We start from the raw sequence: 20,264 nt of genomic DNA on the forward strand, positions 1-20,264 counted from the left end.
GTGCCAATCAGAACTGGCACAAGGCGTTTCTTTGTCGAATTATAAACGTTCGTTCAATTCTTTTGCAAGATCTTCGAAACCTGGTTTGCCAAGTAAGGCGAACATGTTTTTCTTGTACGCTTCAACCCCTGGTTGGTCAAATGGGTTCACCCCGTTTAAGTAACCAGAGATACCTACAGCGATCTCAAAGAAGTACATCGTGTAACCTAACGTGTACGCATCCATTGTAGGAATTTTTACTAACAGATTAGGTACATCCCCATCTGTATGGGCAAGTAACGTTCCTTCAAAAGCTTTCGTATTAACAAAATCAACTTCTTTTCCTTCTAAGTAGCCAAGACCATCAAGATCTGCTTCTTGTGTAGGGATCGCAATTGATTTGCGTGGTTTTTCAACTTTTACGACAGTTTCAAAGATATTGCGACGGCCTTCTTGGATGTATTGACCAAGAGAATGCAAATCTGTTGAGAAGTTTGCGCTTGAAGGATAGATCCCTTTTTGGTCTTTTCCTTCAGACTCGCCGAATAATTGTTTCCACCATTCTGAGAAGTATTGCATGCCTGGTTCGTAGTTGATCAGCAATTCGGTTACTTTGCCTTTGCGATAAAGGATGTTACGCATTGCTGCATATTGATACGCTTCATTTTTTTCAAGGTCGTCACTTGCGTAAGCATCGCTAGCATCTGCTGCCCCTTGCATCAAGGCATCGATATCTGCTCCGCTGGCAGCGATTGGCAATAAACCAACAGCAGTCAATACAGAGAAACGGCCGCCGACGTCATCTGGAATCACAAAGGTTTCCCAGTTTTCAGCATCTGCTTCAACTTTTACTGCACCTTTCGCTTTATCCGTTGTTGCGTAGATCCGTTTGTTGGCTTCTTCTTTGCCGTATTTTTCAATCAAACGTTCTTTGAAAACACGAAAAGCGATCGCTGGCTCAGTAGTTGTTCCTGATTTTGAGATCACATTCACAGAGAAGTCACGGTCACCGATGATTTCGATCAAATCTGCTAAGTATGTTGAAGAAATCGAATTACCTGCAAAAAAGATTTGTGGTGCTTTGCGTTCTTCATTTGGTAGCAAGTTAAAGAAAGAGTGATTTAAGAAATCAATCGCTGCTTTCGCTCCTAAATAAGATCCGCCGATCCCGATCACGACTAATACTTCAGAATCAGATTGAATTTTTTCAGCCGCTTTTTTGATACGCGCAAATTCATCTTTGTCATAGTTTTTAGGAAGGTCGATCCAACCTAAAAAGTCGCTACCAGCACCTGTTCCTTCGCGTAATTGTTTGTCTGCTGCTGTAACTTGACTTTGCATGTAGCTCAATTCGTATTCGTTCACGAATGGTGCTACTTTCGAATAGTCAAACTTGATGTGTGACATGATTTGTCCTCCTTGAAAAAATAGTTTTTCATACACTACCTACTTTACGTTTTTTTTCAACTTTTTTCAAGTAATTCCTGATAGGTAGCCTGTTGGGTGATTTTAGACAAGTCCTTGAGCAAACATTGCTTTAGCAACTTTTTCAAAGCCTGCGACGTTCGCACCTAACATAAAATTATTTTTTTGATCGAAGGTTTCAGCAGTATCACGGCATGCTTCATAGATCGACTTCATGATATCGTCCAATTTGGCATCGACTTCAGCTTTTTCCCATTGCAGTCGTTGGGAGTTTTGACTCATTTCTAACGCAGAAACGGCTACGCCGCCAGCATTGGCTGCTTTTCCTGGGCAGTAGAAAATTCCTTCTTCAATAAAATATTCTGCTGCTTCTAATGAGCTAGGCATATTCGCGCCTTCAGAAACGACCCGGACACCATTGGCTTTTGCACGTTTGGCTTGTGAGAGATCAATCTCGTTTTGGGTCGCGCAAGGAAAGGCTAATTCCGCTGGTGTATCAAAATCCCAGACAGATGCCCCTTCATGATATTCGGCTGATGGACGTTCCTTGGCGTAAGCCGTCAACCGTTCACGCTTCACTTCTTTGATCTCTTTTAACAAGGCCAGATCAATGCCGTCTTTGTCATAGATAAAACCAGAGGAATCAGAACACGTGACAGGGATCGCACCTAATTCTTGCAATTTCTCAATTGCATAGATCGCAACATTGCCGCTTCCAGAAACGATCGCTTTTTTGCCTGCAAAGGTTTCACCTAGGTCTGTCAATAAATGCTTAACGAAATAAACGGCGCCATAACCCGTTGCTTCTGTGCGGTTTTTACTGCCCCAGAAGTCTAATGGCTTACCAGTTAAAATACCAGCATCGTATTGCTTCAATCGTTTGTAGGCACCAAACAAATAGCCGATTTCTCGGCCTCCGACACCAATGTCGCCAGCTGGAACATCTAAGTCAGGTCCGATATGTTTTGACAGCTCCGTCATAAAGCTTTGGCAAAAACGCATCACTTCGGCATCTGATTTGCCTTTTGGATCAAAATCACTTCCGCCTTTGCCGCCGCCGATCGGCAGACCTGTCAAGCTGTTTTTGAAGATTTGCTCAAACGCCAAAAACTTCAAGATACTCAAGTTTACACTTGGGTGAAAACGCAAGCCGCCTTTGTAAGGCCCCATTGCCGAGTTGAATTGAATCCGATAGCCACGGTTTACTTGCCAGTTGCCTTGATCATCTTGCCACGGGACTCTGAATTGGATAAAACGTTCTGGTTCAGTTAAGAGTGCAAGGATATTTGATTCAATATATTCTGGATGCTCCTCTAAAAAGGGAACGATCGTAGGCAAAAATTCATCAATTGCTTGAAGAAATTCCGGTTGGTGTTGGTCTTTCTCATGAATCTTCGCTTGAATTTCTTTCACGTAAGCTGAAGCTTTGGTCATAGTGCATTACCTCCTTTAAGATATTTTCTATTTTAAAGAAATTTTCTGAAATTGCACGCTTTTTTTTAGAATTGTCAGAATTTTTTATTATTCGAAAAAAATCGACCAATCCTTTCAGCACTCATAGCCGATGTGTTACAATCCCAAAGAGGTGAAAAGAATGGAAAAAACCTATGATGTCATTGTTGTTGGTGCAGGTACGAGCGGCATGATGGCTGCGATCACTGCTGCCAAACAAGGTGCGCGGGTGTTATTAATCGAAAAAAACAAAAAAATCGGCAAGAAATTATTGATGACTGGCGGCGGACGCTGCAATGTAACCAATAATCGGCCGGTAGATGATTTAGTTGCTCATATTCCAGGAAACGGCAAGTTTTTGTATAGCACGTTTTCTCAATTCAATAATTATGATGTAATGGCGTTTTTCGCAGACTTAGGTGTCGTCTTAAAAGAAGAAGACCACGGACGGATGTTCCCTGTGACGAACAAATCAAAAACCATCGTCGAAGCGTTGCTTCAAGCAATCAACGATCATCACGTCACCCTATTGACGAACACGGTCGTCACAAAGCTGATCCATGACGGCAGTCAAATTCGCGGCGTGCGAACCGAAACCGATGAGTTCTCTGCCCCTAGTGTGATTTTGACGACAGGTGGCCGCACCTATCCTTCCACGGGCGCAACGGGGGACGGCTATAAGATGGCAAAAAAAGTCGGCCATACCATTACGCCACTTTATCCAACCGAATCGCCGCTTGTTTCAGAAGACTCCTTTATTCAAGAGCGGACGTTGCAAGGCATTTCCTTGCAAGACATCACGTTGAGTGTCTTGGATCAAAAAGGAAAGCCCATCGTCGCCCATACCATGGATCTTTTGTTTACCCACTTTGGGTTATCTGGTCCAGCTGCTTTACGCTGTTCCTCTTTTGTGAACCAAGAATTGAAAAAGCAACAACCCGTGACGGTTGTTCTGGATTGTCTGCCAGCAAAATCCCATGAAGCCTTGACCCAGGAATTGATTCAGTCTGCGGCTTCGAAGAAACAATTGCCGAATGCTTTAGCTGGCTTTTTGCCTGAGCGCTTGATGACCTTCTTTTTGCAGCAGCTAGACCTGCATGAGCTGGTTGCTGAAAAAGCCTCACCAGAACAGTTGGCTGCGCTCGCTTCCTTGATCAAAGGCTTTTCAGTCACTATCGTTCGCACGTTCCCGTTAGAAAAGTCTTTCGTGACTGGTGGCGGGGTCCATCTGAAAGAAATCAATCCAAAAACCATGGAGAGCAAGAAAATCAACGGCTTGTATTTTGCTGGTGAATTATTGGATATCAATGGGTATACAGGTGGTTTCAACATTACAGCAGCGTTTTGTACTGGACATGTTTCAGGGAAAAACGCAGCAGAAACAGCTAGTTATTTCAGTTATTGATCGATGACCCAGGTGTTGGCAGCAATATCCTTGCCGTTGCTACCAACACCTGGGTCTCCTCTCTTTTTGCTTATTAGTTGGGTTTTTCTCAAAGTAGGCGTAGACTAAAGATAGCAAGATCGAGGGAGGTTTTTTTAATGAAACGAATTTCAAGAGGTAAATTTGAACGAATGCAAAAACTTTCAAATGAGGATGGTGTGATTGCCGCACTAGCGATCGACCAACGTGGTTCCATGAAAAAAATGATGAAGGCGGCAACTGGACCGGATGACTTTACGATGGAACACATTTATGAATTCAAGCAGTTGGTTTCCCAAGAATTGACCAAATATGTCAGCAGTATTTTGTTAGACGAGGAATATGGCTTCTTAGGGATCGAAGCAAAGAATCCCAACGCTGGCTTGATCCTTTCCTATGAAAAAACAGGGTATGATGTCAATACGCCGGGTCGTTTGCCAGAAATTCTACCCAATGAATCGCTGCAGCGCTTAGTGAAAAAAGGGGCAGATGCTGCAAAAGTCTTGGTTTATTATAATCCAGATGAACCGCAAGAGATTTTAGATACCAAACATGCGTTTTTAGAACGTTTAGGTACGGAGGCACAAGCGGCCGATATTCCGTTATTTGTAGAGCCAATCGTTTACGACGATGAGATCACAGATGACAAATCACCTGCTTTTGCCAAGATCAAACCGAGCAAGGTCATCCGAACCATTCAGGAACTGACGAAAGATCACTACCATATCGATATTTTGAAAGTCGAAGTACCGGTTCAGTTCGACTTAGTTGAAGGTTTCCAAAAAGAAGGCTTAGAGGCCGTCTATACGCAAGAAGAAGCCGCCAATTACTTCAAAGAAGCTAGTGACGCTGCGACGCGACCATTTATCTATTTGAGTGCGGGTGTCCCAGCGAATGTCTTTCGCGATGAATTGACCTTTGCTGGTCAACATGGTGCTAAATTCTCAGGAATCTTAGGTGGACGAGCAACTTGGCGCGATAGTGTGGAAATCTATGGGAAGCAAGGCGCCAAAGCATTACTGGAATGGCTGGACACCCAAGGGAAAGAAAATGTTGAAGAATTAAACGCCATTCTAAAACAATATGCCACTCCATGGTTTGACTTTTATGGTGGTTTAGAAAATATTGAGGTTTTCGATATTGAAGTAATGGAATAAAATAGTACAAAATAATCCCCGTGAACGGCATTTCAAGATGGTTCACGGGGATTTTTTATTCGTGTTCAGGTGCCAACAAATCGGCAAAGACCGCCCTAGTCAATTGTTGCAACGCTTGTGGGGCAAGCCCCATCTGCAACCCGCGCTTTCCTGCAGAAACCACGATTTCTTCCAGTGTCTCTGCCTTATGATCAATATAAGTAGGAAAGAGCTTTTTCATCCCGATCGGCGAACAGCCGCCGCGAATGTAGCCAGTCGTTTCTTCTAAATCTCTCAGATGCAGCATCTCTACTTTTTTGTTTCCACTGACTTTGGCTAACTTTTTCAGATCCACTTCTCTGTTTCCAGGAATCACAGCCACCAGCGGACCTGTTTTGTTGCCCACTGCCACCAGCGTTTTGTAGATGGCTTGCGGGCGTGCTAGTTGCACAGCGACGGATTGCGCATCGAGATGGTCTTCCGACCACTCATAGGTGTATTCGTTATAAGCGATTTTCTGTTGTTCTACTTGACGGATCGCATTGGTTTTTTGTTTCTTCTTCGCCATTTTATCCCTCTTTTGTTTTGGTTTCTTTTAAGAGAAGGCCTTGGCTGGTCTTACTCATTGAGTGAAAATTCTTGTAAGTAGTTGGTCATTCGTTCGATCGGTATTTGTCCAGGTGCTGAAGCACCTTGCAACGAAGCAAAAGTAAAGACCGAACCAGTCAATGCCCCACTAACCCGGCTGATTTTCCCCAGCTCCCCCATCGACATGATCGCCAACGGCAGTTGGTTGAAGCCACGCGCTTTAGTAATGATCCCCATCAAACGCAAAACATCTTGGACTTGCTTGGGCATCATCGCTAACTTGCCAACATCGGCACCAAATTGATTCATTACGCCGATCTTTAAAATCAACACAGCATCTTCTGGCGTTTTCTCAAAATCATGATTGCTCAGTATCAGCTTTACCTGTGCCTTTTTGATTTCTTGAATAAAGCCGCGACCTAAAAATTCAGCTTTCTCTAATTCGATATCGATCCAATCGATCAAGCCTGAATCAGCAGCAGCTAGACACAATTCTTTGTATTGGGTCAACGTGAACGGCCGCTCGCCCCCTTCTTCCAAGGTTCGAAAAGTGAAGAGCAGCTCTTTGTGCTTTAATGTCGTGCGAATATGTGATAACGCATCTAAAACCGCTTGCTGGTCTTCGACATGTTTGTAATGATCAACACGCCATTCGACGATCTGTGCCTCTGATTCCTCAGCAGCAATGGCTTGTTTCAAGATCTCTTCATTGGTTTTCCCAATCAATGGCACACAAATCAGCGGTGTTTTCCCGTCTAACGTTACTGGTTTTGATCGGCTCATCTACTTCACTCCTTTTTCATTTGATAAAAGAATACTTTCAGATAGTTCCCTTCGGAAAAATGCTTATCTACCGCAAAATCAGCTGGTAGACGATAACTTTGAATACATTCATAAGCAACGTGTGCTTTCTCTAAGGATGCTTCGATCATTTCTTGAAACTTCCTCGGTGAAAGATTGGCCGCATTCGTTGAGGCGATCAACAAGCCATCAGGCGCTAAAATCGCCAAACTATCAGTGACTAAGTCGCCATAATTTTTCGCAACCGAGAAGACCTTTTTCTTGTTGCGGGCAAAACTCGGCGGATCTAAAACGATCACATCAAAGCGCAAGTCTTTTTTGCTGGCATAATTGAAGTAATTGAAAACATCCATGACATGGATACGCTGGGTATCTGGATCAATGCCGTTGACTGCAAATTGTTCGCGGGTCTTTTCTAGACTGCGTTTTGCCAAATCGACGCTCGTTGTTTGAGCAGCGCCACCGACAGCAGCAGCGACAGAAAACGCCCCCGTATAACTGAACATATTTAAAACCGTCTTGCCAGCTGCCAAGCCATCAACAAGTTGCCCACGAACTTCTTTTTGATCCAAAAAGATGCCCGTCATTAGTCCTTCGTTCAAATACGTCGCATACGTGACGCCATTTTCCTTCACCAGTAAGGGTTCAGGTGCCGTTTTTCCATAGACCCATGCTGATTCAGGCAGTTCAGACGTAAAGCGGATTTTTTCATAAGCCCCTTTGATTTCGGGAAAGATTTGACGAAAAGCCGCCACGATCGCTTTTTTATGTTGATAAAGGGTGGCATTGTACCAAGAAAAAACAACATACTCGCCATACAAATCTACGGTAAGTCCCCCCAATTGATCCCCCTCGCCATTAAACAGACGAAAGGCATCTGTCAGGTCATCTTGATAGTAAGCAATGCGTTTGCCTTTTGCTTTCGCAAAGCGTTGCGCAAAGAATGCTTGGTCGATCACTATTTCTTCAAAGGATACGACCCATCCGATCCCTTTATTTTGTTCCCCAAGATAGCCGACACCTAAGAAATGGTTGGCCTGATCAATAAAGGTGACCCACTCCTTCGTCTCGATTGCTTGTTGAAGATCTTCTCGTTGGATCAACGGATTCTTTTTGCGAAGCTTCGCTGATCCTTGCTTCGTTAGTTTTATTTTCATGTTCATCTGCTCCATTCATTCTCCTTTTTAGTATAGCAAAAAGCGACTGTATTGTCTGTATCCTTGAAAGTAAAGAAATACTTAATTCCGCGTCATGACAAGGAATTCATTTGACACGTCTTTCACAGCCTAGTAAAATGTACTGTGATGTAAAATCGTAATTTACCGGTTATACTGGAAAAAGAGAGGACGATTCCTTTGAAAAAAAATAAAGTATCCACCTTTGTGAATACAAGAATGGGCTTTTTTTTCCTATTAGCCCTATTATTTTGGCTAAAAAATATCTTTGCCTATATGGTGGATTTCCACCTAGGTATTGAAAGCAGCATTCAGTACTTCATCTTATTCATCAATCCGATCGCAACGACTTTGTTGCTGCTGTCGATCGCATTGTACGTAAGAAGAACCAAAGCAGCTTATATCACGATGCTTGTGATTTATTTCTTGATGACTCTGCTGTTGTTCTCCAATGTTTCGTACTATCGAGAATTCACTGACTTTATCACCATCAACACGATGCTCGGTGTAGGAAAAGTGGCAAGTGGTCTAGGAGAAAGCGCGATTCGCTTGTTCCGTCCCTACGATGTGTTGTATTTCATTGACTTTATCGTGCTGATTGCAGCCTTTTCAATGAAAAAAATCAAAATGGACACTCGTCCTGTGCGGGCACGGATGGCTTTTGCGATCTCAACCTTAGCTGTCATGGTCTTTTCTGCCAATCTTTTCTTAGCAGAAGCGGATCGTCCTGAACTGCTTACTCGAACGTTTTCTCGTGACTATTTAGTGAAATACCTTGGGATCAACGCCTTTACGGTTTATGATGGCGTGCAAACCTATCAAGCTTCGCAAGTACGTGCCGAAGCAAGTCCCAACGACATGAACGAAGTAGAAAGCTATGTCAGAGAACATTACGCGGAACCGAATGACGATCTGTTCGGTATCGCAAAAGGCAAGAACGTCATTTATATTCACTTAGAAAGTGTTCAGCAATTCTTGATCGATTATAAATTAAAAGATGAAAATGGTGTTGAACATGAAGTCATGCCATTTATCAATAGTTTGTATCATAGCGATAGTACCTTTAGTTTCGATAACTTCTTCCATCAAGTAAAAGCTGGGAAGACCAGTGATGCGGAAACGTTATTCGAAAATTCCTTGTTTGGATTGAATCAGGGGGCATTATTCACTCAACTGGGTGGAAAAAATACCTTTGAAGCAGCGCCTGATATTCTAGGTCAAACCCAAGGCTATACCAGTGCGGTTTTCCACGGAAATACGGGTACCTTCTGGAACCGAAATGAAACCTACAAACGGTTTGGCTATGATTATTTCTTCGACGCATCGTATTATGATGTCAATGATGAAAATTCATTCCAATACGGTTTACATGACAAACCGTTCTTTGAACAATCGGTACAATACTTAGAACGTCTGCAACAACCGTTCTATTCAAAATTCATTGCAGTTTCTAACCACTACCCATATTCTGAATTTACCAATGAAGAAGGCGGCTTCCCGCTAGCGAACACTTCTGATCAAACGATCAATGGGTATTTCGCAACCGCGAATTATTTAGATAAAGCCGTAGAAGAGTTCTTTAATTACTTGAAAGAAAGCGGCTTGTACGAAAACTCAGTCATCGTTTTATATGGTGACCACTACGGAATTTCCAATTCTCGGAACCGCAACTTAGCAGAATTGCTTGGAAAAACAAGTTCGACTTGGACAAACTTTGACAATGCTTCATTGCAACGTGTCCCTTATATGATCCATATTCCAGGACAATCAAACGGCGGCATCAATCATACGTATGGTGGCCAAGTTGATGCGTTGCCAACCCTCTTGCACTTACTCGGTGTAGATACATCGAACTATATTCAATTGGGACAAGATTTATTCTCTGATCAAAATGAACAACTGGTTGCCTTCCGCGATGGCGACTTTGTGACACCAGACTACACTTACTATAGCAGTACATTGTATGACAATCGTACCGGCATGCCGATCAACGATCCATCCGATGAACTGCAAGCGAAAGTCGATGAGTGGAAAGCCAAAGTTGACAAACAGCTGTCGGTTTCTGATCAGATCAACAATGGTGATCTCTTACGTTTCTATGCGAAGAGCGGTTTAGAAGAAGTCGATCCTTCGACCTATAATTACAAAGACGCCCTTCAGCAAGTGATGGATATCGAAAAGAATCTAGGCAGTGATTCAACCAGCGCCTTTTCTCAAAACGGCAATCAATCGACCGTCGATCTGTACCAAACAAAAACCTTCCAAGAATATCAGCAGATGACGGAACAAGATAGCGGAGAATAACCTATAAGTACTACAAGATCGATCCAGCAAGGCGGATGCTTTGCTGGATTTTTTTCGGCTGTTTTGTTCGTAAAAACCCGATTTTTTCTATTGCTTTTTTAGCTTCGATATTTTACTACAAGAACTTCATACTTTATTCAAACTCCCCTTTTATACTATGTACTAGGATGAGGTGACTTAGATGAAAACTATACATTTTGCGATTGCCAGCATTTTTTATCATAAAAAAGCCATGGTGCTTTATACGCTTGTATCCTTCTTTGCCGTGATTGGCTTGATCGTGACGTTTGCCTTGATCTATTCGATGGATCAAGTGATCGCTCAAACAAGAGATCTCTTGGCGACAGAAGATCTGCAAACGAAAGTAGCCGAAGAGATCCAACCAGTCACGACAATCTATCATCAACTGTTCTATTTAATTTTTAGTGCCTTTACAGTGGTCTTTATTGGCTTTCAAGTTTACTATCAATTATATAAACGCTCGGAATACACAGCTTGGTTAGCAAGTGGCGCCACCACCAGACAATGGGTAGCGATGCAGATCATTGAAATGCTCTTGCCGCTCTTAGCAGCCGCTGTGATCGCCTTTGTCTTATTGCTACTCTTCCAGCCTTATTTCCAGCGGGAATTACTTAGTGGGCATATCATTGCCCTTGATCGAGAGCGTGCTTCTGATAACTTTTGGGAGGCTGTACAAAGTCTTCCTGGACAAGAATTCGCCATTACGATTCCGCAGAATAGTCAAATTCTGGTCCAAAATGTCGATTTGAACAGCACCACTTGGCTTGCTATTTTATTTGAAAGCACACGCCACACACTTGTCGTCTTACTTGCCGCTGTTACCAGTTTTACTGGTTTGATTGCCAGCGGACATAGTCTGTATTGGAGGAAAAAACAATGGAAAAACCAACTCAGCTAACGAAACCAATTGGTTTCTATTATGTTTCGAAAGACAATGAAACAAAAACTTCTGAATTAAGTTTGCTGCTTTCACAAAAAAAAGCCATCTTGATTCGTGCTCAATGGCCTTCCGTTCCCTTTTTATCCGTCATGGACAATGTATCTCTTGCAAATAAAAAAGGGGGCGATTTAGAGGGTGTTCTGCCTTATGTTCAGCTTCCCTTATCGGCTTTGAAAAAAGAGCGGACAGAATTAGGCCCCTTTGAGGAGATCAAAATTCAGCTGCTCTTAGCGTTACTTTCAGAAAGAGAAACCCTTTTAATCGAAAATGTCTTGAGCACGTTAACAACAGAAGAGGTCCAAATCCTGCTGCCTTTGTGCCAAGAAATCGCCGAACAATTTGCTGTTGCCATCTATTTGATCCATGAAGACGAATGCTTTGCCCATACGCCCTATACCACTTATCTATAGTTTACATAGCCCTCATACAAAAAGGCTTGCTTGCAAAAGCAAGTCTTTTTGTATGAGGGCTGCTGCCAATGAACCGCAAAAAAAAACGACCGGCTAAGCGAATTGCTGCCGGTCGATTCCTTATTCTTCATTTAAGTCGATATCTGGAAAAGAGATTTTAAAGGTCGTGCCTTTGCCAAGTTCACTTTCTACACTGATCTTTCCTTTGTGCAGGCGTACGAGTTGTTCAACGATCGATAGTCCCAGACCAGATTCACCAAATTGACGGTTTTTACGGGAAGGATCAACTTTGTAGTAACGATCCCAAATATTTTTGACTTGTTCTTCAGACATGCCGATTCCCGTATCACTGATTTCGATGATCGTTTCCAAGTAACCTTTTTCGATTCGAACTCGGATTTCTCCTTCTTCCGTAAACTGGATCGCATTTTGTAAAATATTGACCATGATCTGGACGAAACGATCATAATCCGCGTAGACATCGATTGGCTCTGTTGTTTCTAAAATCAACACATCTTTGGCAATTTCTGCCTTGCTCTCCAGTTGCGTCAACAGATTTTTGATGGTTTGCGTTGCATCGAATTTTTTGATGACCATCGAGATTTGGTTGGTTCGGATTTTTTCGTAGTCAAGGTTTTCGTTGACAAGACGAATCAAGCGATTGGTTTCATTTTTCATCAAGCGGATCGCATTGTCCTTTTGATTTTCAGGAATCGCGTTGTACTCTAACCCTTCCAATAAACCATTGATGGTCGTCAGAGGCGTACGCATCTCATGAGAAGCATCGGCCATAAATTGCCGACGACGTTCTTCTTGCCGTTCAATTTCTTCTTGAGATTCTTTCAAGGATTTCGTCATTAAATTAAAATCTTCGGCTAATTCATCAAATTCATCCCGATTATGCACCGGCAAGAAAATATCAAAATTGCCATTAGTAATTTCTTTGGTTGCCCGTTTCATTCGATTGATCCGCCTTACTTGGAACGTAGCGAAAAGGTAACTGATCAATAATGAGACAACGATCGAAATCAAACAAACTTTAAACAAGTTTTGATTAAAGGCACTGACAAGATTCAAAATACTGCTTGCCGATTGCGAAACCACCATTACACCGTAAAAATCCGTGCGATTGACAGAAAAAGGTATCAACACATAGGAAGTCAGTTCTTTTTCCCCGTATAAATTTGTGGCGGAGGTCAGTTGTAGACGCGCCCCATTTTCTAAGGATTGCCAGTCTTTTTCAGAGATCGGAAAATCAACAGCATGAGCGGTATCTAGTGGATAAATAATGTCATCAGGACTTTTAAAGAAAGCAAAGGAGATATCTTGGTTGCTCAAAATATTCTCAGCCAAACGCAAGGAATACTGTAGATAGCCATCCCGGGTCATATTTTGCTGTAAATATTCTGAATCACTGATTTGCGAAATCGTCGCGACCGACGAAGCATACCCCATTAACTGCTCATAATTTCGTTCTTGTAACGTTTGGCGTGTCATTTGAGTAAACGCAATACCAATCGTCATCAAGATCACGAAGATCACCACAAAAAATGCAATCAGCTGTTGATACAGGTAGCGCATTAAGCAGCACCCGCATCATCAAATTTGTACCCAACGCCCCAAACAGTTTGAATGATCTGTGGCCCCACTTTTTCAATTTTTTGTCTTAGTTTTTTGATGTGTGCATCAACGGTCCGTTCATCGCCAAAGTATTGGTAATCCCAAACCAGTTCTAACAGCTGTTCTCTCGAAAACACTTGTCGCGGTTTTTTCGCTAACGTATAAAGCAAATCAAATTCTTTCGGCGTCAACCCATCGATGGGTTTACCATTTAAATAGGCTTCCCTTGTTTTTGTGTTCATTTTGAAATGATCGGTGACTATATCAAAGGTGGCATCGGAAGCTTCAGGTGTTGTTTTTTCAACCAATTCACTGCGGCGGTGTAATGCCTTGATCCGTGCAATCAAGGTCAATGGACTAAAGGGTTTCGTCACATAGTCGTCCGCCCCCATCTCTAACCCGATGACTTGGTCGCTTTCCGAATCACGAGCCGTCAACATAATAATAGGAACTGTACTAGAGATTTTACGAATTTCGCGCGCCACCATCATGCCGTCCATGGAAGGAAGATTCAAGTCAAGGGTGATCATATCCCACTTGTCTGGTTCAGCAGCAAAGGCCTCTAGTCCTTCTTTGCCATCGTATTTAAATACTGCTTCCCATCCTTCATTCAAGAAAAACATTTGCATCATTTCAGAAACAGATTCATTGTCTTCAATCATTAATATATTCATTTTCTTCACCTCTATGTTCTTTATCAAATCGTTGCAGATTTTCTTCGATCAGGCCAAAGATCGGCACGATGAACCAAGGGATCACGATCATTTCAACTAGAAAAAAATTGGTCCATTCTTGCCATTTCAAGACAAACCCAATGAGCGCCATGATTCCGCCAAAAAGCAGAAAGAATCGGGCAGATAGTTTTTGGGCCTGTCGCCAATTGCGTTCATTTTGTTTTGCTAGATAGGAACGGTATCCATAAATAAGGTTCATTTTTTTTGATGGAAAAAGAAAAAAAGTGAGACCAATCAAGAAAAAAATGCTGCCAATTACTAAAAAAATCATCGTTTCACTCCATTCTTCCTATAGTATACTCGAATTTCTTTCTTCTACCAACAACTTCACCGATTATTCATAAAGGTTTGCCTTTTTTTCAATCTTTGATAAGATTGTGAGTGGACGATGACTATAAACCTTAGGAGTAAGATACATGACCTATAAAGCATTAACTTTTTTTGATCTTGACGGTACGCTTTTAGATGAACACTCGCAAATCACATCCGAAATCGCTGAAGCGATGGCGATGTTGCGAAAAAACCAAGTACTGCCGATCATTGCAACAGGAAGAACCGAACCTGAAGTTACCGCCATTCGTGAAGCAGCTGGGATCACCTCGAACATCGTCATGAACGGGGCGTTTATCCGTATTGACGGCAAAGAAGTTTTTTCCGATACCCTTGAACCTGAACTTTGCGCACGGATGTTCCAAGCAGTCAAAGACAATGGCGATGAACTGTGCTATTACAATGAGAAAGGCTATTGGGCGACTGGACATACCGAGGAAATGATTGGTGCGTACAACTATGTCCGCAGCCCTTTACCAGAAATCGATCCTCTGCATTATGAAAAAGATCGGACCAATATGTTGTTGGTTTTAGGTGTCGGCAACGATGCTTATTATCATGAGCGTTTTCCAGAATTAACTTTTTATCGTAATACCCCCTTTTCCATCGATGTCGTAAAATCTGGCACCTCTAAAGGGACGGGCGTAAAAACCTTGGTAGAATTGTTGGGTCTAGAAGATGTACCTACCTTCGGCTTTGGTGACGGCAGCAACGACTTCGCTCTTTTAGAAGCCTGCGACCACAAAATTGCAATGGGAAATGGAATTCAAGAGTTGAAAGAGTTGGCAGACTTCGTGACCCTGAAAAATACCGAAGGCGGGATCGTGCACGCCCTGAAACACTTTGACTTAATCTGATTCTTTGCATACAGGCAAAACTATGGTATACTAATGAATGGTAGCGATACCCCTTTTATCAAGGGGATGTTACGGATTCGACAGGCATAGTTGAGCCTGAATTGCGCTTCGTAGGTTACGTCTACGTTAAAACGTTACAGTTAAATATAACTGCTAAAAACGAAAACTCTTACGCTTTAGCTGCCTAAAAACAGTTAGCGTAGATCCTCTCGGCATCGCCCATGTGCTCGAGTAAGGGTCCTATTCTAAGTGGGATACGTTTTATCTTTCCGTCTGTAAGATAAAAAAGAGATCATCAGACTAGCGATACAGACTGCCTGTCACTCGGCAAGCTGTAAAGCGAACCTTCAAATGAGTTGACTATGAGCGTAGATTTTTAGGTAGCAATATGTTTGGACGCGGGTTCGACTCCCGCCATCTCCATAAAGAAAAATCGATTAGATTTTCGTAGTTTTTCCTAAGTGTTCAAAGCCTTGATTTAAAGAGGTTTTGAACACTTTTTTTGTATTTTCGGATTCGCAATGTTTTTCGTAGTTTTTCTTATTTGGTAGTCATTTGGTAGTCAAATGGTGGTCAAATTTTATCTTCGCATCGATGTGCTTTTCCTCGCTTTTCTTAGATTGTATTTCTTATACCGATTGAACCTAAATTAATTGTTCAAGTGAAGTCAGATGCTTTTTTAAGCAATCAATGCTCTTCAATGGCGTACCTTCTCACCAAATTGTATACGAATCTCTTTTTTGCGAGTTTTTCTTGGGCTGATTTTTTTACTCTATTTTTGATTTAAGGCTTTTTACTCCTTAGTATCTTTAGATACACTTTTTTTCCACTCCTGTTTTGTGTTCTCAACGGCTTTCTTTGCTTCCACAATAGTTATTTTCCCTGCCTCATCGCATGAAATTTTTTGAAGATGTTTCTTTTCATCAAAGCTTGATGTAAGTTTCATAATCTGCTTGATCATCAGCAATCTATGATAGTTCGTTGCTGGCTTGATATGACTCTGCCTCAGTAAAAAAAGTGCTAATTAAAGTGTTTTCGATTTCTCTACAATTTCCTTTACTCGTTCACAAAAACTATCTGGATTCATTCCAGGTTCCATTTTCTCAGCCTCATCAGGAAGTAAATCATTCAGGTACAATGTAGCTTCCTTGTTTTCGGTATACATTTCCTCGTAGTGATCGACTAAATAATGTTCCAAATCTATGGAAAACATAAAAAAATTGATTTCTTCGGAAAGTCCTTTTTTAATAAAATTGAAAAATTTATCCATTCATCACACCTCCTTGACTAAAGTTTATCAAAATATTACAAAGCGTTCTTTACCTTCTCCTTGAATCTTGTAAGGTCTTCTTAAAATTTAGCATGTTCCTTCTTCTCTTTATGATCCTCAGTATCAATTTTTCTTCCAATCAAACAATTAGTGATTTATGTTCCATTCCTCTGTCCACCATAATTTTATGTACAATAATAGTACTCAACCATTGATTTATGATTGAGTGCTATTTATCTTCTATTAACTCGATTGATTTCAAATCTGATTCAGCATAGATTGCGGATCCAATTGATATTTCTTCTTCTCAAGAAACAGAGGTATACCCATCAGTCCAGTCAATAACTTTCCCAGTAATTTTCTTACCACTAATATGTTTGAGTTTAACGGTCTTTCCAACATATTCCCACAATTCCAACATCTATACTCCCCTTCTCCCCAAAAACACCAACGTTAGGTGAGAAATTATTTTGGATATTTGGATTTTATATCTATTTGTTGCTCTGGCTCTATCGCTTTTCTAAAAGACGTTACTCCTAAAAATTTTGTTCCAATTTCAATAATCAAATAACATGGACCAGTATTCCTTAATTGGTATAAGCTATAAGATTTTTTTTTGATAATACCTTGCAGAGTTTTCAAAAAGCTATTATGCAGCATCGTGTCGGTGATTTTCTATTCTGACTATTTCTGAACATAGATACCATCAGCTTTGTATCTAAACTAATGGCATAATTGCTATAAAATTTATTCATAGAGAAAGTATTCCTCTATTGTTACACTTTAAGTTTATCTATTCCCAAAACTCATCATTATTATACTTGATGTTCTGTTATTCATCTATTGTATATACTTACTGCTTGAGGTGATGCGGTCTTGATGGTTAACGATCCTTCTTAGTCGTCTTCTTCCCTCTCAAAAGAATATAAAAATAAAGAGAACCTTAGAGTAGGCACGTTGTACAGTGTTGCTATTCTAAGTGTTCTCTTTTTGTCTTGTCCTACTTTTCAAAAGTTACTTTTTTGTGAGTCTGATAATTTCTGAAATATCGTCAATTTCTAATGCATTAGCGATTCTTTCAATATGTTGAAGATAAACTTTTTCTCGTTTGCCATTTGCCAGCTTATTAATAATCGAAGGTTCAATATCAGATAAGCGTGCTAACTCTCTTAGAGAAATTCCTCGGCTTTTTACAAGCTCTTTTAAGCCTATTTCTATTTTTCTGTTCATGTATTAGCCACCTTTTTCTGCAAGCAGATGTTGTTCATAAGGACATCATATAGTAAAATAGAACCGAAGGTGGTGTCTATAAGAGCACCAATAAAAACAGAATGGAGGCGTTACTTTGAAAGAAATAGAAAAGATTGGCATTAAGACGAGTAATAAGCAGCCGGTAAAAGAAATTAGCTACCAGGACATATATGGTTTAGGAGATACTTTGGAGCAATTGAAATCTTGGCAAGAACCACTCTGTGTATTAGAAAAATTTTTCAGTGACAAAAAAAGACCAGCTAATAAGCAGAAAATCATCCGAGATTATCATGCCTGCTCCTTATTATTTCATGTCTTTCTCACAGACTTTGGTAGCTCCCTCGAAAAAATGGAACGTCAGATTGGTGAGTTAAAAACGCGAAGAAAAGTTTAATACAAGAACGATAGGTTAAGCTCCTATCAAGCTATAGACTATCGTTCCCTTTGCTATTTTGGGTTAAAATTGAAAATGTTAAATAGCTTGTTCCCATCGTTCTTCCCATTTGATATGATGAAAGCATCAAACGTAGGACGTGATTAAATGAAATTGACCTTATTAGAACCCTCGTTTGCTGTCATCCAAGTAAAGAATATCGATCCTTCGATGCTGAAGATCGTCCCTCTATTTTTTGCCCAGACCTCAGAAGAACTTTCTTTGGTATTGCCGACTACCAACGTCCCTTCTGAAACGATAAACAGAGAAGATGGATGGAAAGCGATGAAAATAATTGGTGTGCTGGATTTTAGCTTAATTGGCATTATTGCAAAAATCTCTTCCCTTCTAGCCGAGGAGTCAATCAGTATTTTTGCTGTTTCTACCTTCAATACTGATTATATTTTAATCAAGGAGCATCAGGTAGAACAAGCTCGTACTGTTTTAACCGCCAATGATTATTCCTTTGTCAATTGAGAAAAACTTGTTCTTCCTTACGACAAGTTACTCTCGCTCGCTTTTTGAAATACAAAAGAACGACTGAACCAAAGAAGTTCAGTCGCTCTTTTGTATTTCACTTGTCGTTTAACAAAGATAAGAGTACTAGGTATCCCAAATAAAAGACTTCCCCAAGCTTTCATTTGCCCCAGTACTCTTCATTGCTCGTTGTTAAGATAATCATAATACAAAAATGATTTTTATTCAATAACCATGCTTTAAAAATAAACAAAATGCTATTTTGTGACAATTTATAGGGGTTTCACTTCATTTCTAGCTAATATTCCCTATATCTATTTATATTCTAAATGGTTCCATGAAGCATCAGTTGATGAGATGCGATCCCTTCGATAGCGATCCTCCTTCTTTTAAAGTTTTGAATTTGAGGAAATTCAGCCTTGTCAATCTCGCCTTCCCATGCTACCATGGTTATGCAAACGTTAACATTAAAATGCACACGTGAACATTAATTTGAGGAGGATTTTTAATGGCAAAAATTACAGATGTACAAACAGCGTATTATCGGATACCTCTTCCAGAAATCATGGGAGATGCGAAGCATGGCTTACACACCCACTTTGAAGTGCCTATCGTCAAGATCGTTACTGATGATGGACGTGAAGGGGTCGGCTATACGTATACTGGTGGCTTCGGTGGCGAATCGATCGCCAAACTGATCGATAAAGAACTAAAAGCGATCCTTTTAGGGAAAGATCCAGCATGTGTGGAAGCCTTGTGGGATCAGATGAACTGGGGAATCCACTATGTTGCCAGAGGCGGTTTAGCAAGTTTCGCCATTGCGGCTTGTGATATCGCCTTGTGGGACTTACGTGCGAAAAAAGCACAAGAACCCCTCTACAAACTTTTAGGCGGCGCAAGCAACAAAGTAAAATGCTATGGTGGTGCGATTGATCTAAACTTTCCTCTTGAAAAACTCTTAGCCAATAATCAAAAATATTTAGACATGGGATTAAAAGCGGTCAAAATCAAATTGGGACAAAAAACACTTGCCGAAGATATTGCTCGAATAAAAGCGGTCAGAGAATTGATTGGTCCCGATGTTGTCTTTATGGTGGATGCCAACATGAGCTGGTCTGTTGAAAAAGCGATCAAAGCCGCCAAACTGATGGCGCCTTATGACATTTTGTTCCTTGAAGAACCAACGATCCCCGAAGATTACGAAGGCTACGCTCGTATCGCTAAAGAAGGGCAAATTGCGGTGGCAGGCGGAGAAAACTTGCGCACCCCTATCGAATTTGCTCATATGATCAAATATGGTAATGTCGATTTTCCGCAACCCGACGCTTCCAATTGCGGTGGGATCACCGGCTGGTTGAAAATTGCTGCCTTAACACAAACTAGTAACTTATCTGTTTCTACACATGGCATGCAAGAATTGCACGTTAGTCTACTGGCAGCGATGCCTAATGCTGGGTATCTCGAAATGCACAGTTTCCCAATCGATCAATACACCACGAGACCGTTAGTGATCGATCCATCCGATGGCTGTGCGATTGCCCCAGAAGAACCAGGGATTGGCGTCACCTTTGACTGGGAGAAACTTGCTCCTCATAAACAACCCTTTTAACTGAAAACCCACGCTGATTTCCTTTAGGA

General features: G+C 41.2%; 20 protein-coding genes and 1 other RNA gene. 10 read left to right on the forward strand and 11 right to left on the reverse strand.

Features of this window, described 5'->3' with window-relative positions; translation table 11 throughout:
* Positions 1 to 39: 39 nt before the first annotated feature.
* Positions 40 to 1,386, reverse strand: a complete 1,347-nt coding sequence (locus tag IGI69_RS11415; protein ID WP_005229134.1) for a glucose-6-phosphate isomerase — start codon at positions 1,384 to 1,386, stop codon at positions 40 to 42.
* Positions 1,387 to 1,488: 102 nt separating this feature from the next.
* Positions 1,489 to 2,838 (reverse strand): NADP-specific glutamate dehydrogenase, encoded by a 1,350-nt coding sequence (gene gdhA, locus IGI69_RS11420; protein ID WP_010749697.1) that lies wholly within the window; start codon positions 2,836 to 2,838, stop codon positions 1,489 to 1,491.
* 160 nt (positions 2,839 to 2,998) lie between these two features.
* Between gdhA and IGI69_RS11425 the strand changes: the two genes are divergently transcribed.
* Positions 2,999 to 4,261 (forward strand): NAD(P)/FAD-dependent oxidoreductase, encoded by a 1,263-nt coding sequence (locus IGI69_RS11425; protein WP_010749698.1) that lies wholly within the window; start codon positions 2,999 to 3,001, stop codon positions 4,259 to 4,261.
* A gap of 137 nt (positions 4,262 to 4,398) precedes the next feature.
* Positions 4,399 to 5,436 (forward strand): tagatose 1,6-diphosphate aldolase, encoded by a 1,038-nt coding sequence (locus IGI69_RS11430; protein ID WP_005237193.1) that lies wholly within the window; start codon positions 4,399 to 4,401, stop codon positions 5,434 to 5,436.
* Positions 5,437 to 5,491: 55 nt separating this feature from the next.
* Here the strand turns inward: IGI69_RS11430 and ybaK are convergent, their stop codons facing one another.
* Genes ybaK through IGI69_RS11445 form a run of 3 tightly spaced genes read right to left on the reverse strand, consistent with a single transcriptional unit; the run spans position 5,492 to position 7,961 of the window.
* Positions 5,492 to 5,983 (reverse strand): Cys-tRNA(Pro) deacylase, encoded by a 492-nt coding sequence (ybaK, locus tag IGI69_RS11435; protein ID WP_010749699.1) that lies wholly within the window; start codon positions 5,981 to 5,983, stop codon positions 5,492 to 5,494.
* 50 nt (positions 5,984 to 6,033) lie between these two features.
* Positions 6,034 to 6,786 carry a type I 3-dehydroquinate dehydratase gene (gene aroD / locus IGI69_RS11440; protein ID WP_438740872.1) on the reverse strand — a complete coding sequence of 251 codons (753 nt, stop codon included), beginning with the start codon at positions 6,784 to 6,786 and terminating at the stop codon, positions 6,034 to 6,036.
* A gap of 5 nt (positions 6,787 to 6,791) precedes the next feature.
* A complete protein-coding gene (locus tag IGI69_RS11445) occupies positions 6,792 to 7,961 on the reverse strand; it encodes a class I SAM-dependent rRNA methyltransferase (RefSeq protein ID WP_438740874.1) in 1,170 nt (389 codons plus the stop codon).
* A 237-nt stretch (positions 7,962 to 8,198) separates the two neighbouring features.
* Between IGI69_RS11445 and IGI69_RS11450 the strand changes: the two genes are divergently transcribed.
* From IGI69_RS11450 to IGI69_RS11460, 3 genes are all read left to right on the forward strand, one after another.
* Positions 8,199 to 10,283: an LTA synthase family protein gene (locus tag IGI69_RS11450; protein WP_438741530.1), complete on the forward strand. Its 2,085-nt coding sequence runs from the start codon at positions 8,199 to 8,201 to the stop codon at positions 10,281 to 10,283.
* 181 nt (positions 10,284 to 10,464) lie between these two features.
* A complete protein-coding gene (locus IGI69_RS11455; RefSeq protein ID WP_244733309.1) occupies positions 10,465 to 11,202 on the forward strand; it encodes a hypothetical protein in 738 nt (245 codons plus the stop codon).
* The gene (locus tag IGI69_RS11460; RefSeq protein WP_005237198.1) at positions 11,181 to 11,654 is read left to right on the forward strand and encodes a hypothetical protein; all 474 of its coding nucleotides are present in this window, start codon (positions 11,181 to 11,183) and stop codon (positions 11,652 to 11,654) included. The genes IGI69_RS11455 and IGI69_RS11460 overlap by 22 nt, the downstream gene beginning before the upstream one ends.
* Positions 11,655 to 11,774: 120 nt before the next feature.
* On the opposite strand, the gene IGI69_RS11465 is transcribed toward IGI69_RS11460, so the two are convergent.
* Genes IGI69_RS11465 through IGI69_RS11475 form a run of 3 tightly spaced genes read right to left on the reverse strand, consistent with a single transcriptional unit; the run spans position 11,775 to position 14,279 of the window.
* The gene (locus IGI69_RS11465) at positions 11,775 to 13,235 is read right to left on the reverse strand and encodes a sensor histidine kinase (RefSeq protein ID WP_087664373.1); all 1,461 of its coding nucleotides are present in this window, start codon (positions 13,233 to 13,235) and stop codon (positions 11,775 to 11,777) included.
* On the reverse strand, positions 13,235 to 13,948 hold the full coding sequence (locus tag IGI69_RS11470) for a response regulator transcription factor (protein WP_005237200.1): 714 nt from the start codon (positions 13,946 to 13,948) through the stop codon (positions 13,235 to 13,237). The genes IGI69_RS11465 and IGI69_RS11470 overlap by 1 nt, the downstream gene beginning before the upstream one ends.
* Positions 13,929 to 14,279 (reverse strand): SdpI family protein, encoded by a 351-nt coding sequence (locus IGI69_RS11475; protein ID WP_005237201.1) that lies wholly within the window; start codon positions 14,277 to 14,279, stop codon positions 13,929 to 13,931. Before IGI69_RS11475 ends, IGI69_RS11470 begins: the two co-directional genes overlap by 20 nt.
* Before the next feature lie 145 nt (positions 14,280 to 14,424).
* On the opposite strand from IGI69_RS11475, the gene IGI69_RS11480 reads away from it, so the two are divergent.
* Positions 14,425 to 15,195 (forward strand): Cof-type HAD-IIB family hydrolase, encoded by a 771-nt coding sequence (locus tag IGI69_RS11480; RefSeq protein ID WP_438740877.1) that lies wholly within the window; start codon positions 14,425 to 14,427, stop codon positions 15,193 to 15,195.
* A gap of 62 nt (positions 15,196 to 15,257) precedes the next feature.
* Positions 15,258 to 15,621, forward strand: a transfer-messenger RNA (tmRNA) gene (gene ssrA, locus IGI69_RS11485).
* A 367-nt stretch (positions 15,622 to 15,988) separates the two neighbouring features.
* Here ssrA and IGI69_RS11490 read toward each other — a convergent pair.
* The 3 genes from IGI69_RS11490 to IGI69_RS11500 all read right to left on the reverse strand — a co-directional run bounded on the left by IGI69_RS11490 (position 15,989) and on the right by IGI69_RS11500 (position 17,695).
* The gene (locus IGI69_RS11490; RefSeq protein ID WP_438740879.1) at positions 15,989 to 16,141 is read right to left on the reverse strand and encodes a 3-oxoacid CoA-transferase; all 153 of its coding nucleotides are present in this window, start codon (positions 16,139 to 16,141) and stop codon (positions 15,989 to 15,991) included.
* A gap of 78 nt (positions 16,142 to 16,219) precedes the next feature.
* Positions 16,220 to 16,465 carry a nitrogenase subunit molybdenum-iron protein alpha gene (locus tag IGI69_RS11495; protein ID WP_074536011.1) on the reverse strand — a complete coding sequence of 82 codons (246 nt, stop codon included), beginning with the start codon at positions 16,463 to 16,465 and terminating at the stop codon, positions 16,220 to 16,222.
* A 1,014-nt stretch (positions 16,466 to 17,479) separates the two neighbouring features.
* Positions 17,480 to 17,695, reverse strand: coding sequence for a helix-turn-helix domain-containing protein (locus IGI69_RS11500; RefSeq protein WP_074933564.1), 216 nt, complete (start codon positions 17,693 to 17,695; stop codon positions 17,480 to 17,482).
* 115 nt (positions 17,696 to 17,810) lie between these two features.
* On the opposite strand from IGI69_RS11500, the gene IGI69_RS11505 reads away from it, so the two are divergent.
* The 3 genes from IGI69_RS11505 to IGI69_RS11515 all read left to right on the forward strand — a co-directional run bounded on the left by IGI69_RS11505 (position 17,811) and on the right by IGI69_RS11515 (position 20,235).
* A complete protein-coding gene (locus tag IGI69_RS11505; RefSeq protein ID WP_438740882.1) occupies positions 17,811 to 18,110 on the forward strand; it encodes a hypothetical protein in 300 nt (99 codons plus the stop codon).
* A 147-nt stretch (positions 18,111 to 18,257) separates the two neighbouring features.
* On the forward strand, positions 18,258 to 18,626 hold the full coding sequence (locus IGI69_RS11510; RefSeq protein ID WP_438740884.1) for an ACT domain-containing protein: 369 nt from the start codon (positions 18,258 to 18,260) through the stop codon (positions 18,624 to 18,626).
* Positions 18,627 to 19,134: 508 nt separating this feature from the next.
* Positions 19,135 to 20,235, forward strand: coding sequence for a mandelate racemase/muconate lactonizing enzyme family protein (locus IGI69_RS11515; protein ID WP_438740886.1), 1,101 nt, complete (start codon positions 19,135 to 19,137; stop codon positions 20,233 to 20,235).
* Positions 20,236 to 20,264: the final 29 nt, after the last annotated feature.

This window comes from Enterococcus sp. DIV1083b (genome assembly GCF_051713705.1).
GTDB lineage: Bacteria > Bacillota > Bacilli > Lactobacillales > Enterococcaceae > Enterococcus_D > Enterococcus_D casseliflavus.

Bases quoted from the DNA above. Each gene is read 5' to 3' on its own strand.
- ybaK (WP_010749699.1), bottom strand. From the start codon at position 5,983: ATGGCGAAGAAGAAACAAAAAACCAATGCGATCCGTCAAGTAGAACAA.
- IGI69_RS11495 (WP_074536011.1), bottom strand. From the start codon at position 16,465: ATGGATAAATTTTTCAATTTTATTAAAAAAGGACTTTCCGAAGAAATC.
- IGI69_RS11450 (WP_438741530.1), top strand. From the start codon at position 8,199: ATGGGCTTTTTTTTCCTATTAGCCCTATTATTTTGGCTAAAAAATATC.
- IGI69_RS11480 (WP_438740877.1), top strand. From the start codon at position 14,425: ATGACCTATAAAGCATTAACTTTTTTTGATCTTGACGGTACGCTTTTA.
- IGI69_RS11500 (WP_074933564.1), bottom strand. From the start codon at position 17,695: ATGAACAGAAAAATAGAAATAGGCTTAAAAGAGCTTGTAAAAAGCCGA.
- IGI69_RS11465 (WP_087664373.1), bottom strand. From the start codon at position 13,235: ATGCGCTACCTGTATCAACAGCTGATTGCATTTTTTGTGGTGATCTTC.
- IGI69_RS11430 (WP_005237193.1), top strand. From the start codon at position 4,399: ATGAAACGAATTTCAAGAGGTAAATTTGAACGAATGCAAAAACTTTCA.
- IGI69_RS11455 (WP_244733309.1), top strand. From the start codon at position 10,465: ATGAAAACTATACATTTTGCGATTGCCAGCATTTTTTATCATAAAAAA.
- gdhA (WP_010749697.1), bottom strand. From the start codon at position 2,838: ATGACCAAAGCTTCAGCTTACGTGAAAGAAATTCAAGCGAAGATTCAT.
- IGI69_RS11460 (WP_005237198.1), top strand. From the start codon at position 11,181: ATGGAAAAACCAACTCAGCTAACGAAACCAATTGGTTTCTATTATGTT.
- IGI69_RS11515 (WP_438740886.1), top strand. From the start codon at position 19,135: ATGGCAAAAATTACAGATGTACAAACAGCGTATTATCGGATACCTCTT.
- aroD (WP_438740872.1), bottom strand. From the start codon at position 6,786: ATGAGCCGATCAAAACCAGTAACGTTAGACGGGAAAACACCGCTGATT.
- IGI69_RS11425 (WP_010749698.1), top strand. From the start codon at position 2,999: ATGGAAAAAACCTATGATGTCATTGTTGTTGGTGCAGGTACGAGCGGC.
- IGI69_RS11445 (WP_438740874.1), bottom strand. From the start codon at position 7,961: ATGAAAATAAAACTAACGAAGCAAGGATCAGCGAAGCTTCGCAAAAAG.
- IGI69_RS11470 (WP_005237200.1), bottom strand. From the start codon at position 13,948: ATGAATATATTAATGATTGAAGACAATGAATCTGTTTCTGAAATGATG.
- IGI69_RS11415 (WP_005229134.1), bottom strand. From the start codon at position 1,386: ATGTCACACATCAAGTTTGACTATTCGAAAGTAGCACCATTCGTGAAC.
- IGI69_RS11490 (WP_438740879.1), bottom strand. From the start codon at position 16,141: ATGAAACTTACATCAAGCTTTGATGAAAAGAAACATCTTCAAAAAATT.
- IGI69_RS11510 (WP_438740884.1), top strand. From the start codon at position 18,258: ATGAAATTGACCTTATTAGAACCCTCGTTTGCTGTCATCCAAGTAAAG.
- IGI69_RS11475 (WP_005237201.1), bottom strand. From the start codon at position 14,279: ATGATTTTTTTAGTAATTGGCAGCATTTTTTTCTTGATTGGTCTCACT.